Source organism: Pedobacter frigiditerrae (genome assembly GCF_032678705.1).
Classification (GTDB): domain Bacteria; phylum Bacteroidota; class Bacteroidia; order Sphingobacteriales; family Sphingobacteriaceae; genus Pedobacter; species Pedobacter frigiditerrae_A.
Genome location: NZ_JAVTSS010000002.1, coordinates 354270 through 370585, shown reverse-complemented (window position 1 = coordinate 370585; position 16316 = coordinate 354270). Strand labels below are relative to the sequence as shown.

17 protein-coding genes are annotated in these 16316 nt (G+C 35.2%); 10 read left to right on the top strand and 7 right to left on the bottom strand.

Annotated features, from left to right (window positions below):
- Nucleotides 1-41 precede the first annotated feature (41 nt).
- The 5 genes from R2Q59_RS12255 to R2Q59_RS12235 all read left to right on the top strand — a co-directional run bounded on the left by R2Q59_RS12255 (nt 42) and on the right by R2Q59_RS12235 (nt 5767).
- Nucleotides 42-1607, top strand: coding sequence for a serine hydrolase (locus tag R2Q59_RS12255; protein ID WP_316769326.1), 1566 nt, complete (start codon nt 42-44; stop codon nt 1605-1607).
- Between the two features lies 1 nt (nt 1608).
- Complete coding sequence (locus tag R2Q59_RS12250; protein WP_316785699.1) at nt 1609-2277, top strand: SGNH/GDSL hydrolase family protein; 669 nt, start codon at nt 1609-1611, stop codon at nt 2275-2277.
- 75 nt (nt 2278-2352) lie between these two features.
- A complete protein-coding gene (gene dnaG / locus R2Q59_RS12245) occupies nt 2353-4302 on the top strand; it encodes a DNA primase (RefSeq protein ID WP_316785698.1) in 1950 nt (649 codons plus the stop codon).
- Nucleotides 4303-4323: 21 nt separating this feature from the next.
- Entirely contained in the window at nt 4324-4686 is a 363-nt protein-coding gene (locus tag R2Q59_RS12240) for a YraN family protein (protein WP_316785697.1), read from the top strand.
- Nucleotides 4667-5767 (top strand): glutaminyl-peptide cyclotransferase, encoded by a 1101-nt coding sequence (locus R2Q59_RS12235; RefSeq protein ID WP_316785696.1) that lies wholly within the window; start codon nt 4667-4669, stop codon nt 5765-5767. Before R2Q59_RS12240 ends, R2Q59_RS12235 begins: the two co-directional genes overlap by 20 nt.
- A gap of 2 nt (nt 5768-5769) precedes the next feature.
- Here R2Q59_RS12235 and R2Q59_RS12230 read toward each other — a convergent pair whose 3' ends face one another.
- The 7 genes from R2Q59_RS12230 to pgi form a co-directional block, all read right to left on the bottom strand.
- Nucleotides 5770-6300: a DUF4251 domain-containing protein gene (locus tag R2Q59_RS12230; protein WP_316785695.1), complete on the bottom strand. Its 531-nt coding sequence runs from the start codon at nt 6298-6300 to the stop codon at nt 5770-5772.
- Between the two features lie 156 nt (nt 6301-6456).
- Nucleotides 6457-6918 carry a ubiquinol-cytochrome c reductase iron-sulfur subunit gene (locus tag R2Q59_RS12225; RefSeq protein WP_316785694.1) on the bottom strand — a complete coding sequence of 154 codons (462 nt, stop codon included), beginning with the start codon at nt 6916-6918 and terminating at the stop codon, nt 6457-6459.
- Between the two features lie 12 nt (nt 6919-6930).
- Entirely contained in the window at nt 6931-7878 is a 948-nt protein-coding gene (locus R2Q59_RS12220) for a DUF5777 family beta-barrel protein (RefSeq protein WP_316785693.1), read from the bottom strand.
- A 2-nt stretch (nt 7879-7880) separates the two neighbouring features.
- Nucleotides 7881-8444 (bottom strand): YceI family protein, encoded by a 564-nt coding sequence (locus tag R2Q59_RS12215; protein WP_316785692.1) that lies wholly within the window; start codon nt 8442-8444, stop codon nt 7881-7883.
- On the bottom strand, nt 8422-9621 hold the full coding sequence (locus tag R2Q59_RS12210) for a hypothetical protein (protein ID WP_316785691.1): 1200 nt from the start codon (nt 9619-9621) through the stop codon (nt 8422-8424). The genes R2Q59_RS12215 and R2Q59_RS12210 overlap by 23 nt, the downstream gene beginning before the upstream one ends.
- Before the next feature lies 1 nt (nt 9622).
- Nucleotides 9623-10174 (bottom strand): RNA polymerase sigma factor, encoded by a 552-nt coding sequence (locus R2Q59_RS12205; protein WP_316769307.1) that lies wholly within the window; start codon nt 10172-10174, stop codon nt 9623-9625.
- Between the two features lie 198 nt (nt 10175-10372).
- Entirely contained in the window at nt 10373-12022 is a 1650-nt protein-coding gene (pgi, locus tag R2Q59_RS12200) for a glucose-6-phosphate isomerase (RefSeq protein ID WP_316785690.1), read from the bottom strand.
- 95 nt (nt 12023-12117) lie between these two features.
- On the opposite strand from pgi, the gene R2Q59_RS12195 reads away from it, so the two are divergent.
- The 5 genes from R2Q59_RS12195 (at nt 12118) to R2Q59_RS12175 (ending at nt 16225) form a co-directional block, all read left to right on the top strand.
- Nucleotides 12118-13422, top strand: a complete 1305-nt coding sequence (locus R2Q59_RS12195) for an amidohydrolase (protein ID WP_316785689.1) — start codon at nt 12118-12120, stop codon at nt 13420-13422.
- A gap of 73 nt (nt 13423-13495) precedes the next feature.
- A protein-coding gene (prfB, locus tag R2Q59_RS12190) for a peptide chain release factor 2 (protein ID WP_316785688.1) occupies nt 13496-14570 on the top strand; the annotation gives its coding sequence in 2 pieces (ribosomal slippage) (nt 13496-13555 and nt 13557-14570; 1074 coding nt in all).
- A gap of 163 nt (nt 14571-14733) precedes the next feature.
- Nucleotides 14734-14934: a hypothetical protein gene (locus R2Q59_RS12185; RefSeq protein ID WP_316769301.1), complete on the top strand. Its 201-nt coding sequence runs from the start codon at nt 14734-14736 to the stop codon at nt 14932-14934.
- Nucleotides 14916-15308 carry a type II toxin-antitoxin system VapC family toxin gene (locus tag R2Q59_RS12180; RefSeq protein WP_316785687.1) on the top strand — a complete coding sequence of 131 codons (393 nt, stop codon included), beginning with the start codon at nt 14916-14918 and terminating at the stop codon, nt 15306-15308. The genes R2Q59_RS12185 and R2Q59_RS12180 overlap by 19 nt, the downstream gene beginning before the upstream one ends.
- 8 nt (nt 15309-15316) lie before the next feature.
- Nucleotides 15317-16225, top strand: a complete 909-nt coding sequence (locus R2Q59_RS12175; RefSeq protein WP_316769297.1) for an alpha/beta hydrolase — start codon at nt 15317-15319, stop codon at nt 16223-16225.
- The last annotated feature ends 91 nt before the right edge of the window (nt 16226-16316 follow it).

Below are 16316 nucleotides of genomic sequence, written 5' to 3'. Positions count from 1 at the left end.
TAAAAGATTATTATCTTTAAACGTTTAAACAAATCCAAATTATGCATTCATTTTATCCTATTAAAGCCAAATGGTTTTTGGTTATTGCATTGTTATCTACAGTTAGCCTAAAGGCGCAAGTTTTAACATCAAAACAAATAGACAGCATAGCTGAAAAAGCCTTAGCTACTTTTAATGTGCCTGGTATTGCTATTGCGGTTATTAAAGATGGCAAAGTAATTCACGCTAAAGGTTATGGTGTTCGTTCAATTAAAACTAATTTAAAGGTTGATGAAAATACATTATTTGGAGTAGCATCAAATACCAAAGCATTTACCGCTGCGGCATTGGGAATGTTGGTAGATGAGAAAAAAATAACTTGGGATACAAAAGTAACAGATGTAATTCCTGAGTTTAAAATGTACGACCCTTATGTAACCAACGAGTTTACCATAAGAGATTTGTTAACGCATAGAAGTGGTTTGGGTTTAGGTGCTGGTGATTTAATGATTTGGCCAGATTCATCAACAGTTGATAAGAAGCAATTGATACATAATCTGCGTTATTTGAAACCTGTTTCGTCTTTCCGTACCAAATATGATTATGATAATTTACTATACATCGTTGCAGGTGATGTAGTAGCAAGGGTTTCAGGTATTACTTATGAAGATTTTATTGAAACTAGAATCATCAAACCTTTGGGGATGAATAAAACGGCTGCTTCTTGGTATCGCTTAAAAGATAAATCAAATGTAATTGATGGTCACGCTCCCTATGAGGATAAATTATTGCCTGTAGGTTTAAGCTTTGGAGAAGTAGCCAATGCCGCAGGAGGAATTTATTCTAGCGTAACTGACATGAGCAAATGGGTTACAGCTATGATAAATGGCGGAAAATACGGCGACAATTCAGATAAAAAATTATTCAGTCCTGCAGTTGCAAAAGAACTGTGGACACCGCAAACGATTATAAATGGCGGTGGCGCTCAAGGTGCTTTCAATAGTTATGGCTTGGGTTGGTTTCTAAGTAATGTGAAAGGTAAATTTCAAGCAACTCATACTGGCGGACTATCAGGAATTGTAACTCAAGTAACCATCCTTCCAGAATTGAAATTAGGAATTATCGTTCTAACAAATCAACAATCTGGAGCTGCGTTCAACTCGATAACTAGTTCTATTAGAGATGGTTATTTAGATACAAAAATGACTGATAGAATTAAACTCTATAACGATAACAGATTGGCTAATGAAAAACAAGCTAAACAAATTGTAGATAAAACTTGGGCAGATATTGCAGCTATTCAAAAAGTAAATACATCAAAACCAGACGTTAAAAAATATTTAGGCACGTTTAAAGATGCTTGGTTTGGTGATGTGACGATAAGTGAAGTAAATGGTAAAATGCACTTTCAAGCCAAAAATTCGCCAAAACTAAAAGGTGACATGACCTATTACAAAGGAAATACATTTATAGTCAAATGGTATGATAGAAGCTTGGATGCAGATGCCTTTGTGAATTTCAGTTTGGATAATACCGCAACTGCGGATGGATTTAAGATGGAAGCCATTTCTCCTTTGACAGATTTTAGTTTCGATTTTCAAGATTTAGATTTTAAAATAACCAAATAAAATGATGAATAAATACATTAAATCAGGCACTTTAATAGCTGCAATTGCTGTTTTATTTTTAAGTATCGCTATGAAGCCAAAACCTAAAAAAGTAATCTTCTTTGGTGATTCTATCACACAACAAGGGATGAAAGCAAATGGTTACATCAGCCTCCTTAAAAAACAAGTTGATTCTACAAAGTTCGAATTAATTGGAGCTGGTATAGGAGGTAATAAAGTATATGATCTTTACCTTAGAATGGAAGATGATGTACTAAACAAAAAACCAGATTTAGTTTTCATCTACGTTGGTATAAATGATGTTTGGCATAAATTAGGCGCTAAAACAGGCACAGATTACGATAAATATTTAAAGTTTTATCAAGCACTAATTAATAAAATTCAGGCTAAAGGAAGTAAAGTTGTGCTTTGTACACCTTCGGTAATTGGTGAAAAGAAAAATGGCACTAATGAAATTGATGGTGATTTAGATAAATATGCGGCAGGTATTAGAGACTTAGCTACAAAAAATAATCTTCCGCTATGCGATTTGAGAAAAGCATTTATAGATTATGAAGCTGCAAATAACACAGAAGATAAAGACAGAGGTATTTTAACAACTGATAAAGTACACTTAAACGAGGCTGGAAATAAATTTGTAGCAGAGCAGATGTTACCTTTTATTAAATAATGGAAAAAGTAAGATGTAAGATGGAAAATGTGACAATCAGTCTTTATACCTTATACTAAAAGTTTATACTTAAAAGTGATAAACCGTGAAACCATAGACAAAATAATGGATACCGCCCGCATTGAAGAGGTGGTAGGCGATTTTGTGCATTTAAAAAAACGTGGGACAAGCCTTATCGGCAATTGCCCATTTCACGGAGAGAAAACACCTTCATTTCACGTTTCTGTTACTAAAGGAATTTACAAATGTTTTGGTTGTGGTAAAGGTGGAGATTCTGTTCGCTTTATCATGGAGCATGAGAAATACTCCTATCCCGAAGCGCTTAAGTTTTTAGCCAATAAATACAATATTGAGGTTGAAGAAACGGTAGAATCCGTTCAAGATGTTGAAGCTCAAAATGCAAGAGAGAGTTTATACATTGTTTCTCAATTTGCTGCTAATTATTTCGAAGACCAAATGTGGAATAGCCAAGAGGGTAAAACTATTGGTTTGAGCTATTTTAAGGAACGTGGTTTTAGAGAAGATATCCTTAAGAAGTTTAACCTCGGTTATTCACCTGATGTTTGGGATGCATTAACTCAAGATGCCGTTAAAAACAAACATGCAGAAGAATTTTTAGAGAAAACAGGCCTAGCCATCAGAAATGATAAGGGCAAGTTATACGATAGATTTAGAGGTCGGGTCATGTTTCCTATCCATAACTTTACTGGTAGAGTTATAGGATTTGGTGGCAGAACTTTAAAGACTGATAAAAATGTTCCGAAATATGTAAACTCACCAGAAAGTGAGATTTACCATAAATCGAATGTGCTTTATGGTTTGTTCCATGCTAAAAAAGCCATCCGCGACCAAGATAATTGTTATTTGGTAGAAGGTTACGCCGATGTGCTTTCTGTACATCAAGCTAATATTGAAAATGTTGTTGCCTCATCAGGAACATCCCTAACAATTGAGCAGATTAGGTTAATTGGTCGTTTTACCCAAAATGTAACCATTCTTTATGATGGAGATGCAGCAGGTATAAAAGCATCTTTACGAGGCTTGGATATGATTTTGGAGGAAGGATTGAACGTTAAAGTTGTTTCTTTCCCAGCTGGGGATGATCCCGATTCTTACATGCACAAAGTTGGAGCTGGTGCATTTAAAACGTATATAGAAGATAATCGTAAAGATTTCATTTTATACAAAGCCAATATACTTTTAGCTGAAGCTGGGAATGACCCTATTAAACGAGCAGGTATCATTCGTGATATTGTAGAGAGCATCGCTAAAATTCCAGACAATATTAAAGCTTCGGTATTTATCCGTGAGTGTAGCAGTTTGCTTCAAATCGAAGAAAGGGTTTTGCTAAGCGAGCTCAATACCATGAGGGCAGCAAAGCTGAAAAAGGCTTCCGCTCCGCAAGGCAGACAGCAATATCAGCAACATCCAGATATGCCGCCTGCAGATTTTTTAGCCGATGACTATGAGCCAATTGTAGAAATTCCAACTTCTGATGAAGATAAAGAACAAGAAATGGAAATTTTGCGGTTATTAATAGCTTATGGACATGAATTGGTTTATTGGGATGAAACTGACAATATGTATATTGGTTCTTTTATCATGCAAAACCTTACCGATGTGGTATTCAAAAGTGGGTTACTTGATAGAATAATTAAGCATTACTGGGATAGCATAGAGAAAGGTAGTTTACCTACAATAAACACTTTTATACACAATGAGGATAAAGATGTAGCAAATGTTTCAATAAATGTTACCACATCGCCATATGAACTAAGCCCAAACTGGGAAAATAGGCATAATATTTATGTGAGGCACGAATCAGGGCATTTGAAAAAAACTATTCTTGATGGTATCTATTACCTTAAGAAAAAGAAGATTGGAGAAATAAAGAAAAAAGTTGTTAATGAGCTTAAAACCGAAACTGACCCTGTAAATATTGATATTATTCTAAACAAATGTATTTTAATTAAACGAGTAGAAATGTCAATCGCTAGTTATTTAGGGAATGTCATCTTAGAATAAATCCAATTACTCTTTACTAAAATGGCTCAACACAACGATTTAGGTTTTAAAGGCGAAGCTATTGCAAAACAATACCTAGAGCAATTAGGTTATGAAATATTAGATGAAAATTGGGTTCATGGCAAAGCTGAAGTTGATTTAATTGCATATATCAATAAACAAATCATCTTTGTAGAAGTAAAAACAAGAAGCTCCGTTTCATTTGGCTTACCAGAAGATTTTGTAAGTCTGGCTAAACAGAAACAAATGGATTTAGCAGCAAATGAATACATAGAATTGATGAATCATCAAGGAGAAATCCGATTTGATATCGTTTCAGTTCTTTTTAATAAACAAAATAATTATACCATAAAACATATTGAAGATGCATTTTGGCCTTCCTAAAAAATCATTTTTATCCCAGTGGGGAATAATTTTCAGCTTTGCTATTTTAGCTTGTATCACCATTGGATGTAAGGATGAAAAAGAGATGTCCTTATCATTTAGCGCTCCAGACCAAGGTCAGAATTTTAAAGTAGGCGATGAAATTAACATCAAGCTTGATGCGCCAAAAGATGCAAAAATAAGCTCGGTAGTTTATTTATTGGATAGTACTGTTATTTCTACCAAAAGTAATGCAGATTCTGTTCTACTACCTACAAAAGGATTGCCTTTGGGTTACAGAATGATAAGTGCAATTGTAACACAGGGTGAGAAAAAAGATACCATTTCGACCAACATTGTTTTAAAATCAAACAAAGCGCCGGTTAAATTAAGCTATAAAGTGGTAAACTCATTTCCACATGATACTACGGCTTACACAGAAGGGTTAGCCTATGTCGATGGTAAATTATTAGAAAGCACTGGAGAAAAAGGTGCGTCAGAATTGAAATGGGTCGATTTAAAATCGGGTAAAACACTACAAAGAACAAAATTAGAACCGCAATATTTTGGTGAAGGTTCTTTAAAAATAGGTGATAAAATTATCATGCTTACTTGGCAAGAAAGTATCGGTTTTATTTTCGATGCAAAAACTTTTAAGCAAATTGGAACATTCCCCTACGGAAGCAGTAGAGAGGGTTGGGGCTTAACATTTGATGGCAAACAAATTCTTAGAACAGACGGAACAAATCGCATCTGGAAAATGAATGCGAATACGTTTAAGGAAGAAGGATATTTAGAGGTTTATAACGAGAATGGACCGGTAGAAAGCTTAAATGAATTAGAATATATAAACGGGAAAATTTATGCCAACGTTTATTTAACTAGTAAAATTGTAATAATTGACCCGCTTACTGGTATGGTTGAAGCAGAATTAGATTTATCATCATTAGTGCCTCAAAATTTCTTTAAAACAGATGATGAGAAACAGAATAACGTTTTAAACGGGATAGCTTGGGATGCAAAAGGCAAACGCTTATTTGTAGGAGGAAAAAAATGGCCGAAGCTTTACGAGATTAAACTCGATAATATTTTGGCCAAATAAGATTAGCTTTTATCCTTTTTAGGCTCGCTTAAATATCCGTTATAAGAAATAGATTGTTTGTCATTGCTTATAACGCTAAGCGTGCCGTAACCGTTTTCACTTATATTCAAGGTCATCCTCACATTGTTTCTCACATCTTGTGTTGAAATTTGTATATCCCAGCCACCTTTTTTGCGTTTTTTAGTTTCGTATGTAAATTTCTTCGACTTAAAACGATAACCATTATCGTCATTATTCATAGATACAGAGTACGCTCTTCCATAATACGGCAGATAAACGACCAAGCTATCTGAAGATACTGCAACATCATAATTTCCGCCAGTAAGTGAAATATTTCCACCATTATTACCTCCAGGCATTTTATTCAAAATGTTATTAATGTCGGTGCTATTTAAAGGCATTGCATTTGTCGCGACAAAAACATAATTTTTATCGTCTACTATGCGGCTTGTGGTAGCTTTATCAGTTTGTGCGCTTGCGTTAAATGCGAGAACGCTTAAAGCAATAAGTCCTAATTTTTGTATTAATTTCATAAAATGAATGATATAATGATTAACAATTTAGCCAATTAATAGTTTAACTAAAACGTTGACTTGCACTAATGATTATAAAATCATTCGGAATCCATAAATGAAATTAAAAAAGGTTAACCTGCAAGAAAATAGCAATCTCGTAGATTAACCTTAAAACTATGAAATTGTTGCTGTTAATGTGGTTCCAGATACAGCCAGTGCATATACTTTTAGTGCAGAGGTAGTTCCTCCATCATTTGGCTGCGCTACAATGCTACCAGTGGTTGTATATTTAGAGCTGTGCAAACTACATTGAATAACATTGCTAGCCTGCACCCAGTTCAGCGTACCTCCTTGATGTGGGCATAAAGCTTGCGTGGCCACAAAAGAGCTTGAAGAGTTACCAGTTGCTGTTCTGATAAATAAAACACCTCCAGAAGCCACAAATGCACCTACCGTTAATAATTGAGAACCTAAATCTATATTAACCTTTGTGCCAGCCGAGCCACCGCCACCTCCCCCACCACCAGGTGATGGAGTAGGGTCTTCGCCTTTACTTCCGCATCCAGTCATGCAACTTCCAGTGCATACCAATGCAATCCCAAGTCCTAGCGACTTGATAAATTCATTACGTTCCATAAAATTTTAGTTTTAGTAAATAGTTGATTTTGTATTAGGGTCCTTATTCTTAGATTTAAATAAGCTGAAATTTCTAGAGATGGTGAAACCGAATCGAACTCCACCTTCGGTCCATGATTTTTTAGTATTAGCTATAAAATTATTTTCAGTTATAAACTCAGAATTCATGAAGTTGAGAGAGAAAATATGTCCACCTGTTTCAATCTCTAAACCCACACCTAGTGGATTGTACAACGGCGTTACCAAATTTTCTTTTCTTGATAAACCATTAATGAGTGTATAATCTGCTACAAATGACAGGCGTTTGGTTAGCTTAAATCTCCCAGCAAATCCCACAGAAAATAAATTGTTCGGGTCATTGGGCTCGGCACTTACCGAACGAATTAAATAAGATGGCATAACTTGTAAAGAAATTCTTGAAGAGAACTTTCTTGAGATAATGGGCTGAATTAAATAAGTTAACCTATCGCTATAATTTGCAAATTCTGTTGAGGCAAAAGGTTCTCTCGCCACTAAGCCAACCTGCGCTAAAAATGTTAAGTTAAATGGTAATCCGCCATCTTTTTGTTGCTCTATCAATTTTTGTTTGATGTATAAATCTAAAAGCTCATCGTGTTTACTTCTTCCAAAGCCAATCGTTAGTTTATCACTCACGCCATAATCTAATCCAATAAATAAATCTGTCGCAACATCTAATCCATAAAGTGTATGTGCACTTCCAAATTCACCTCCAATATCGCCGAAATGATGGCGAATTCTTAAATCTAAATCGTGTTTCTTTTGTGTTTCTGTAGAATGTGATAATACAATATGTGTCGCCTTAAAAGTCGATTCAACTTTGTTGAACTTTTTTGAGTTATCCAAAGTGTTTAGTAGTGAATCTGCAGATTGGGCACTAGCTCTAACCACTAGAAACAGCAATACTAAAAAGAGGTAAATAAATAATTTAGACTTGTTCATACTCATTTATTTAGAGGGTTTAACGTTCCTTGGATTGTAACTTTAATTACTTCGGCTATTTTAGTGAAAACCAAACTTGGTATTTTAATTTGATGGGCAGCGCAAGCCACATCAAAGCTTGAATAGAGATTAACAACACCATTTTTTATGCTCAATTTTCCAGTTATGCTTCTCACTTGGTCTTCTCCATGCACATTTAATGTTCCTTTGGCTGTAACGTTATATTCACCATCCTTTGTCCAATCAATTTTCGGGCTTATTATACCTTTAAATTTTGCAGTAGGATATTTGTCACTCTCCATGTAGTTTTCATTAAAGTGTTCCTGCATTAACTTTTTATCAAACTCTAAACTTTTGATGTTTACCTGTACTGCAAGTTCTTGCTTTTGAGCAATTAACACAGCTGCTCCACTAGAACTAGCTGCTTTAATATCTTCAACAGGTGTGGATGAAAAAATGTTAACCTTGATGTTCTTTCCTACAAATGTTTGTGCACTTGCAGCATAGATAAATGCGAAGTAAAAAAGCACCAAGAGTAAGTACTTACTGTTTTTTATTGAAATCATAACGCAGTTTTAAGGATACACCACTGGACTTTAAAGGCACGTTTCCTTCGCCAATCCCAGTTATTGGAATTTTAACGTAAGGCTCTATACCAAAGGCAAGACTTTTATTTTTTAGTTTGATGTTATAAGTAGCTGACAATTCCACCACACTTAAATAGTGCTGATTGGCATTGGCCACATCGGTAATTCTATCCGCTCTGTTTGATTCTTTTGTGTATTTGAAAACATAGTTTTCTTTCACCATCAAATAGCTCGAGAGGCCAGCATTTAATTCAATGCTTCTTTTCTGGTTCTCACTAATATTATAAGATGCCTTTAAAGGAATTTCCACTACCTCACAAGCAGCGTCTATCCCCGTAAACGATGTTTTGTTAATGTTGGCATTCGGAAAAGTATATTTATAAGCACTACTGGTATAGTTTTTACTGCCATAACTTATTCCGGTTTGTATGCTTAATTTCTTTGTTAAGCCCACAGCAACCATCGCACCAATGCTTACACCCGTTTTGCCACCAATCAAAGAGCTGGTAGAACTAAAATCTGGGCCAGCTACAATTGCTACGCTAATCGGAATTTTCCTCTTTATTTTTGTCCGAATATTGTTTTTCGATTTAACTAAGCCAGTATCAGTTTGAGTGATATTTGCATCTGGATTAACAACTGCATTTTGTATTATTTGATCTGCTGGTTGCTGTATTTTGATTATGGCGCCCTGTGTTTTTGTATTGATGGTATTTGATGGATTTTGAGCAACAAAACTTTCCATGGGATTGAATTTTTCATTCTTAATAGGAACAATGCTAGTTGATCTATTTTCAAAAAAATGTCTTTTTAAATTAGGTGTTTGATTAGAACTTTCAATTGATTTTTTATCGTTGTGGGCGGTTTTTAAGTCTTCAGATGTAGTTAATGGTTTAACCACATTTTTGTTCTCTTTGCCATTCCCTTTTTTATAAACGATAGAATCAGCTTTGTTTTCTGAGTTTAATAAATAAAAGCCCATTCCAAATGAAAGTAATACCAATAAGATACTAGCATACCTATAATAAATAAATTGCTCCCTTTTGCGCAATTTCTTCTCCATCTTTAACCATGATTCTTCCTCAAACTCAGGTAACTCTTCTGTTATCCTAGTTTTAAAAGCTTTATCAAAGTCTTTATCGTTTAACTCTTTCATTTTAATAGTTAATTTTTTGTAAGCTTGGGTTCGGCGTTTCTGTTAACATCTTTTTTAAATTTTCCCTAGCCTTAAATAAGTTTGATTTAGAGGTGCCAACAGAAATTGATAACATTTCTGAAATCTCTTCATGAGAAAAACCATCAATAGCAAATAGATTAAAAACTGTTCTGTAAGCATAAGAGAGTTTTTGAACCAGCTTAATTAGGTCCTCATAATTTAAATGGGAAAGAATGTTCTCACTATCTTCCACCTCGTGCTTAGCATTTAGCTCTTCCATCTCTATTTTTCTAATTCTACTCCTGTAATAATCAATTGAAGTGTTAATCATGATGGTGCTAATCCAAGCATTAAATGAGCGTTGCTTGTCGTACTTATGCATATTCATAAATACCTTCATAAATCCATCATTGACTATTTCAACCGCCTCATCTTTATTCTTTGCATATCTTAAACATATCCTCATCGAATAGCCATAATAAAGTCGATAGAGGTCCTTCTGACTTCTTCTGTCTTTATTGATACAACCATTGATTAGTTCGGGTGTTAGCAAAATATTTTCAATTAGGGTTTGTTTGATATTTGCAGTTACGCCAGCTTTTTAAAAAAGGTTGCTAGCATATAAAGAAATTTAAGAATAAAAATTTCTTATAAAGAAAAATCGCCATTCAATTGAATAAAATCAACTAAATGGCGATTGCATATTAGGCTCTTTGGTTATTGAACTAATGAACCAATGACTAATGAACTATTACTTTCTCCAATTCTTATACTGATTAATTAATCCATTTGTAGAGGAGTCATGTGAAGTAACTTTTGCATCATCTTTTAATTCTGGTTGAATTTTTTGAGCCAACTGTTTACCCAATTCAACTCCCCACTGGTCAAAACTAAAGATGTTCCAAATAATGCCTTGTACAAATATTTTGTGCTCATACAGTGCAATCAGGCTTCCTAGAGAATAAGGCGTTACCTTTTTCAATAAAATTGAATTGGTTGGTCTGTTGCCATCAAATACTTTAAATGGCGCTAATTCCTTCACCTGACTTTCGGACTTTCCGGACTCTCTTAGCTCTTTTTCCACTTCTTCTTGGCTTTTGCCATTCATCAAAGCTTCAGTTTGAGCAAAATAATTAGACAATAAAATTGGATGATGATCTCCTAATGGGTTTAAACTTTGAGCAGGAGCGATGAAATCACAAGGAATTAATTTTGTGCCCTGATGAATTAATTGATAAAAAGCATGCTGCCCATTCGTTCCTGGTTCGCCCCAAATAACTGGTCCAGTTTCATAATCAACAACATTACCGTTTCTGTCTACGTGTTTACCATTGCTCTCCATATCTCCCTGTTGGAAGTATGCCGCAAATCGATGCATATATTGGTCGTAAGGTAAAATGGCCTGTGTTTCTGCTCCAAAAAAGTTGATATACCAAATACCCAATAAGCCTAAAATTATAGGAACATTTTGCTCAAACGGAGTGTGTTGGAAATGTTCATCACTTGCGTGTGCACCAGCTAACAATTGTTTGAAATTATCAAATCCAATGCCTAATGAGATTGACAAACCGATAGCGCTCCAAAGCGAATAACGACCGCCAACCCAATCCCAAAATTCAAACATATTTTCGGTATCAATGCCAAAAGCAGATACATCTTTTGCATTGGTAGAAAGCGCAGCGAAATGTTTAGCTATATCTTCGGTTTTTGCCCCACTTTTTAAGAACCATTCTCTTGCACTGTGTGCATTAGTCATTGTTTCTTGCGTAGTGAATGTTTTAGAGGCTACCAAAAATAAAGTCGTTTCGGGATCTACCTCTTTCAATGTTTCCGCAAGATGCGTACCATCTATATTGGAAACAAAATGTAAGTTTAATCTCGTTTTATAAGCTTTTAAAGCCTCAGTTACCATTACTGGACCTAAATCTGAACCGCCAATACCTATGTTTACAATATCTGTAATTGCTTTGCCAGTATAGCCCTTCCATTCTTCAGAAATAATAGCATTGCTGAATTTTTCCATCTTGGCTAAAACAGCATTTACATCAGGCATTACATCTTTGCCTTCAACTAAAATTGCTTTGTTACCTTGGTTACGTAGGGCGATGTGTAAAACCTGTCTATCTTCAGTCTGATTGATTTTATCGCCACTATACATCGCCTTAATGGCTTCATCTAGCTTACACTCATGAGCCAACTGAATAAGTAGGGCAAGTGTGGTATCATTAATTCTATTTTTAGAAAAATCGATTAAAATATCCTCAAATAAAATAGAGAATTTCTCAAACCGTTCAGGATCTTGCACAAATAATGCTTTTAAATCCGTTTCGGTAATATCAATGAAGTGATCTGCTAAGTACTTGTAAGCGTTTGTTGTTGTAAAATCTATTTTTGGAAGCATAACTGAATGTTTATACTGTAAATCTACAAAATGTTAAATAACTAGGTGAGATAAATGTGTTATAAAACATATATTTAAGCTTTAAATAAATTTTCATGAAAAAAATACTACTCCTTGCATTATTAGCCAGTCCTTTATTTGTTTGTGCTCAAAATAATCCTCAAAAAGCAGAAGTTGGTAAACGAGCTGATGCCTTAGCAGAAAAAGTAATCAATTGGCGTAGAGATTTTCACGAACATCCAGAATTAGGAAATAACGAAGTACGCACAGCGGAAATCATAGCTAAACATTTAAAAAACTTAGGAATAGAAGTTAAAACAGGGGTTGCTAAAACAGGAGTAGTTGGTGTTTTAGTTGGTGGCAAACCTGGCCCAGTTGTAGCTTTAAGAGCAGATATGGATGCCTTACCCGTAACAGAAAGACAGCCATTACCTTTTGCATCTAAAGTTAAAACAACTTATAACGGACAAGAAGTTGGCGTAATGCATGCTTGTGGACACGATAGCCACATGGCCATTTTAATGGGCGTTGCTGAGGTTTTAGCAGGAATGAAAAAAGACATTACTGGAACTGTTAAATTTATTTTCCAACCTGCAGAAGAGGGTGCGCCCGTTGGTGAAGAAGGTGGTGCAGAGTTAATGGTTAAAGAAGGAGTTTTACAAAATCCAAAAGTAGATGTTGTTTTTGGTCTGCATATCAATTCTCAAACGCCCGTTGGTCAAATTACCTATCGCCCAGGTGGTACAATGGCAGCTGTTAACGATATGAAAATTACGGTAACAGGTAAACAGGCACATGGAGCTTACCCTTGGAGTAGTGTAGATCCAATTGTGGTTTCTGCACAAATCATTAATAGCTTGCAAACCATTGTAAGCAGAAACTTAAATGTTACTGAAAACCCTGGTGTTGTAACCATTGGCTCTATTCAAGGTGGAGTAAGGTCTAACATCATACCTGAAAAAGTAGAAATGTTAGGTACAGTAAGAAACTTCACACCTGAGGACGAAAAAATGTTTATTGAACGTATTAAAACTATTGCGGTAAAAACTGGTGAAGCAGCAGGTGCAAAAGTTGAAGTACTTATTCCTTACAGTGCACACTATCCAGTAACATTTAATGATATTGCCTTAACTGAAAAAATGTTACCGAGTTTACAATCTACTGCTGGTGCTGCCAACGTAAAATTAAAAGGGCCAGTTACAGGCGCCGAAGATTTCTCGTTTTATCAAGAAAAAGTGCCTGGATTGTTTTTCTTCTTAGGCGGAATGCCGAAAGACCAAGATCATTTGAAAGCACCATCTCATCATACACCAGATTTCTTTTTAGATGAAAGTGGGTTTACATTAGGCGTAAAAGCTTTGTGCAATTTGACATTGGACTATATGGGGATGAAAAAGTAATTGTTATAAACGTTGGTATGCTCTTCAACAATTAAGCAATTAACCAATTAAACAATTCTTTATATTTGCCATTATGACTAAAGAACAAGTACAGGATTTAAGGGACAGGGTAACGTCGCTGAGGAGGTATCTTTGACGTTGAAGAGAAATTAGAAGATATTCGTATTGAGCAAGAACTCACCTTGCAACCAAATTTTTGGGACGACCCGAAAAAAGCTGAAAAACATATTGCAGCAATTAATGCAAAAAAAATATGGACTGATGGATGGCAAAAAGCCAATGCAGCTGTAGAAGATGCTGAGGTGCTTTTCGACTTTTTCCAAAATGGCGACGCCACGGAGCAAGAATTACAAGAACAATTTGATTTAAGTTTAAAGGAAGTTGAAGACTTGGAGTTGAAAAATATGCTCAAAACCAAGCAAGATTCTTTAAATGCCGTAGTTCAAATTACGGCTGGTGCTGGCGGAACAGAAAGTTGCGATTGGGCTTATATGCTAATGCGAATGTACTTAATGTGGGCAGAGAAAAATGGTTACAAAGTAACAGAGCAAGATTATAACGAAGGCGAAGTTGCTGGTATTAAATCGGTAACGATAGAAATTGCTGGCGAGTTTGCTTATGGTTACCTTAAAGGAGAAAATGGTGTACATCGTTTAGTAAGGATTTCTCCATTCGATTCTAACGCTCGCCGACATACTTCTTTTGCATCGGTTTATGTTTATCCCTTGGTTGATGATACCATTAACATTGACATTAATCCTGCTGATGTAGAATTTGAAACCTTTAGGGCTGGTGGTGCAGGTGGACAAAACGTAAACAAAGTAGAAACTGCTGTTCGTTTATATCACAAACCTTCTGGTATCATCATAAAGAATCAAGAATCGAGGTCGCAGTTACAGAATAAAGAAAATGCATTACGTTTACTGAAATCGCAACTTTATGAAATTGAACAAAGAAAACGTGATGAAGAAACTGCTTTAATTGAAGGTTCTAAAAAGAAAATTGAATGGGGCTCGCAAATTAGAAGTTATGTATTAGATGATAGGAGAGTAAAAGACCATAGGACTAATTTTCAAACATCTAACCCACAAGCAGTTTTAGATGGTGATATTAATGATTTCCTGAAGGCTTATTTGATGGAGTTTTAAGAGAGATGTGCGTATTGAGATGTGAGATTTGAGAAAGGGTGACAAACAATATAACAATAAAGTAGTTTAACAATTATTCATCGATCCTAAATCCGTAGTTTAGGATATCTAAAATCAAAGTTTAATTTGCTTATATTTGTTAATAGACTTTGAATATCATATTATGGATACTTTAGTTATTGAATTAACCAATCAAAAAGCTTACAAGCTAATTAAAGAACTGGAAGAATTACATCTTATAAGGGTTGTTAAAAAACATACCAAGCTATCTTTTTTGCGTGATAAAATCAAAACGCCAATGGAAAGCGAAGTTATTGACGAGCAATTGAATAAACTTCGAGAAGAATGGCAGAGAGATATTTAATAAATACTTCTGCTGTTATAAAATATCTAAATGGCTCATTAACTGACATAGGCTTAAAACTTATGGATGGTATTGTGGATGAGGAAAGTACTTTGTCATTCGTATCTCAAATAGAATTGCAGGTTTGGAAGCCTCAAAATCCTGATGATATGGAAGTATATCAAGAATTTGTTGCTAATTCTATTGTACTAGGTATCGACGATGAAATTATTGCAGAAACCATTAGAATAAGAAAGTCATTTAATCTTAAATTACCTGACGCAATTATTGCAGCAACTTGTTTAATACATAAACTGGTTCTTATTGCCGATAATGATAAAGATTTTCAGAAAGTCGATTTTTTAAAGACCTTAAATCCAAACAAACTAAAATAATTTATTGAATGAAAAAATTGGTTTTTCTTATACTTTTTCTTTTTGTAGTGATGGAAGCAAACGCTCAACAAGTTATTCCGCTTTATAAAGGAGCAATTCCTGGGGCTAAAACTCCACCTGCCGATTATGTTGAGGCTACTGTTAACGGAACTGATGGTGTTGCAAGAGTAAGTAAGGTAGTAACGCCAACACTAACGGCATATTTGCCTTCAAAACCAAACGGTACAGCTGTTATCATTTGTCCAGGAGGAGGTTATTCTATTTTAGCTTTTGATAAGGAAGGTACTTTGGTAGCAAAAAGATTTAGCGATTTAGGCATAACTGCCTTCGTCTTAAAATATCGTTTGCCAAGTGATGCCATTATGGAAGATAAATCTATGGGCCCATTGCAAGATGCATTACAGGCCATTTATTTAATTCGTAAAAATGCGAGTGTATGGAATGTTGACCCTGCTAAGATAGGCATCATGGGCTTTTCGGCAGGTGGTCACGTTGCTTCAAGTTTAAGTGTTCATTATAACGATGTTAAAGTGCAAAATCAAGAGGGGATTAGCTTACGCCCAGATTTTTCTGTGTTAATTTATCCGGTAATTAATTTTGGGTCATATACTCACGCAGGTTCGGTTAAAAACTTATTGGGTGAAAATCCTACAGACGCACAAAGAAGATATTTTTCGGGAGAATTGCATATCAATGCACAAACGCCACCAGCATTTTTAGTTCACGCAAATAATGATGGAGCTGTACCTGTTAAAAACAGCTTAGCTTATGATGAAGCGTTAGCAAAAAACAAAGTTCCCGCGGAGATGCACATTTACCAAGGTGGCGGACACGGTTTTGGAATGTACAATAAAACCACAAAAGACGATTGGTTTGAAAGTTTAAAAAACTGGATGACTGCTAATAAGTGGTTGTAACTCAATACGTCGTCATTGAGAGGAACAAAGCCTGCCTACGGCAGGGAGGAAATCTTAAAGCGTATTGTATATTTAGTTTTTAGCACTTGCT

Coding starts and splice junctions, on each gene's coding strand:
- R2Q59_RS12175 (WP_316769297.1), top strand. CDS start 15,317: ATGAAAAAATTGGTTTTTCTTATACTTTTTCTTTTTGTAGTGATGGAA.
- R2Q59_RS12225 (WP_316785694.1), bottom strand. CDS start 6,918: ATGGAACGTAATGAATTTATCAAGTCGCTAGGACTTGGGATTGCATTG.
- R2Q59_RS12250 (WP_316785699.1), top strand. CDS start 1,609: ATGATGAATAAATACATTAAATCAGGCACTTTAATAGCTGCAATTGCT.
- R2Q59_RS12220 (WP_316785693.1), bottom strand. CDS start 7,878: ATGAACAAGTCTAAATTATTTATTTACCTCTTTTTAGTATTGCTGTTT.
- R2Q59_RS12215 (WP_316785692.1), bottom strand. CDS start 8,444: ATGATTTCAATAAAAAACAGTAAGTACTTACTCTTGGTGCTTTTTTAC.
- R2Q59_RS12180 (WP_316785687.1), top strand. CDS start 14,916: ATGGCAGAGAGATATTTAATAAATACTTCTGCTGTTATAAAATATCTA.
- R2Q59_RS12240 (WP_316785697.1), top strand. CDS start 4,324: ATGGCTCAACACAACGATTTAGGTTTTAAAGGCGAAGCTATTGCAAAA.
- R2Q59_RS12230 (WP_316785695.1), bottom strand. CDS start 6,300: ATGAAATTAATACAAAAATTAGGACTTATTGCTTTAAGCGTTCTCGCA.
- pgi (WP_316785690.1), bottom strand. CDS start 12,022: ATGCTTCCAAAAATAGATTTTACAACAACAAACGCTTACAAGTACTTA.
- R2Q59_RS12235 (WP_316785696.1), top strand. CDS start 4,667: ATGCATTTTGGCCTTCCTAAAAAATCATTTTTATCCCAGTGGGGAATA.
- R2Q59_RS12210 (WP_316785691.1), bottom strand. CDS start 9,621: ATGAAAGAGTTAAACGATAAAGACTTTGATAAAGCTTTTAAAACTAGG.
- R2Q59_RS12185 (WP_316769301.1), top strand. CDS start 14,734: ATGGATACTTTAGTTATTGAATTAACCAATCAAAAAGCTTACAAGCTA.
- R2Q59_RS12195 (WP_316785689.1), top strand. CDS start 12,118: ATGAAAAAAATACTACTCCTTGCATTATTAGCCAGTCCTTTATTTGTT.
- R2Q59_RS12255 (WP_316769326.1), top strand. CDS start 42: ATGCATTCATTTTATCCTATTAAAGCCAAATGGTTTTTGGTTATTGCA.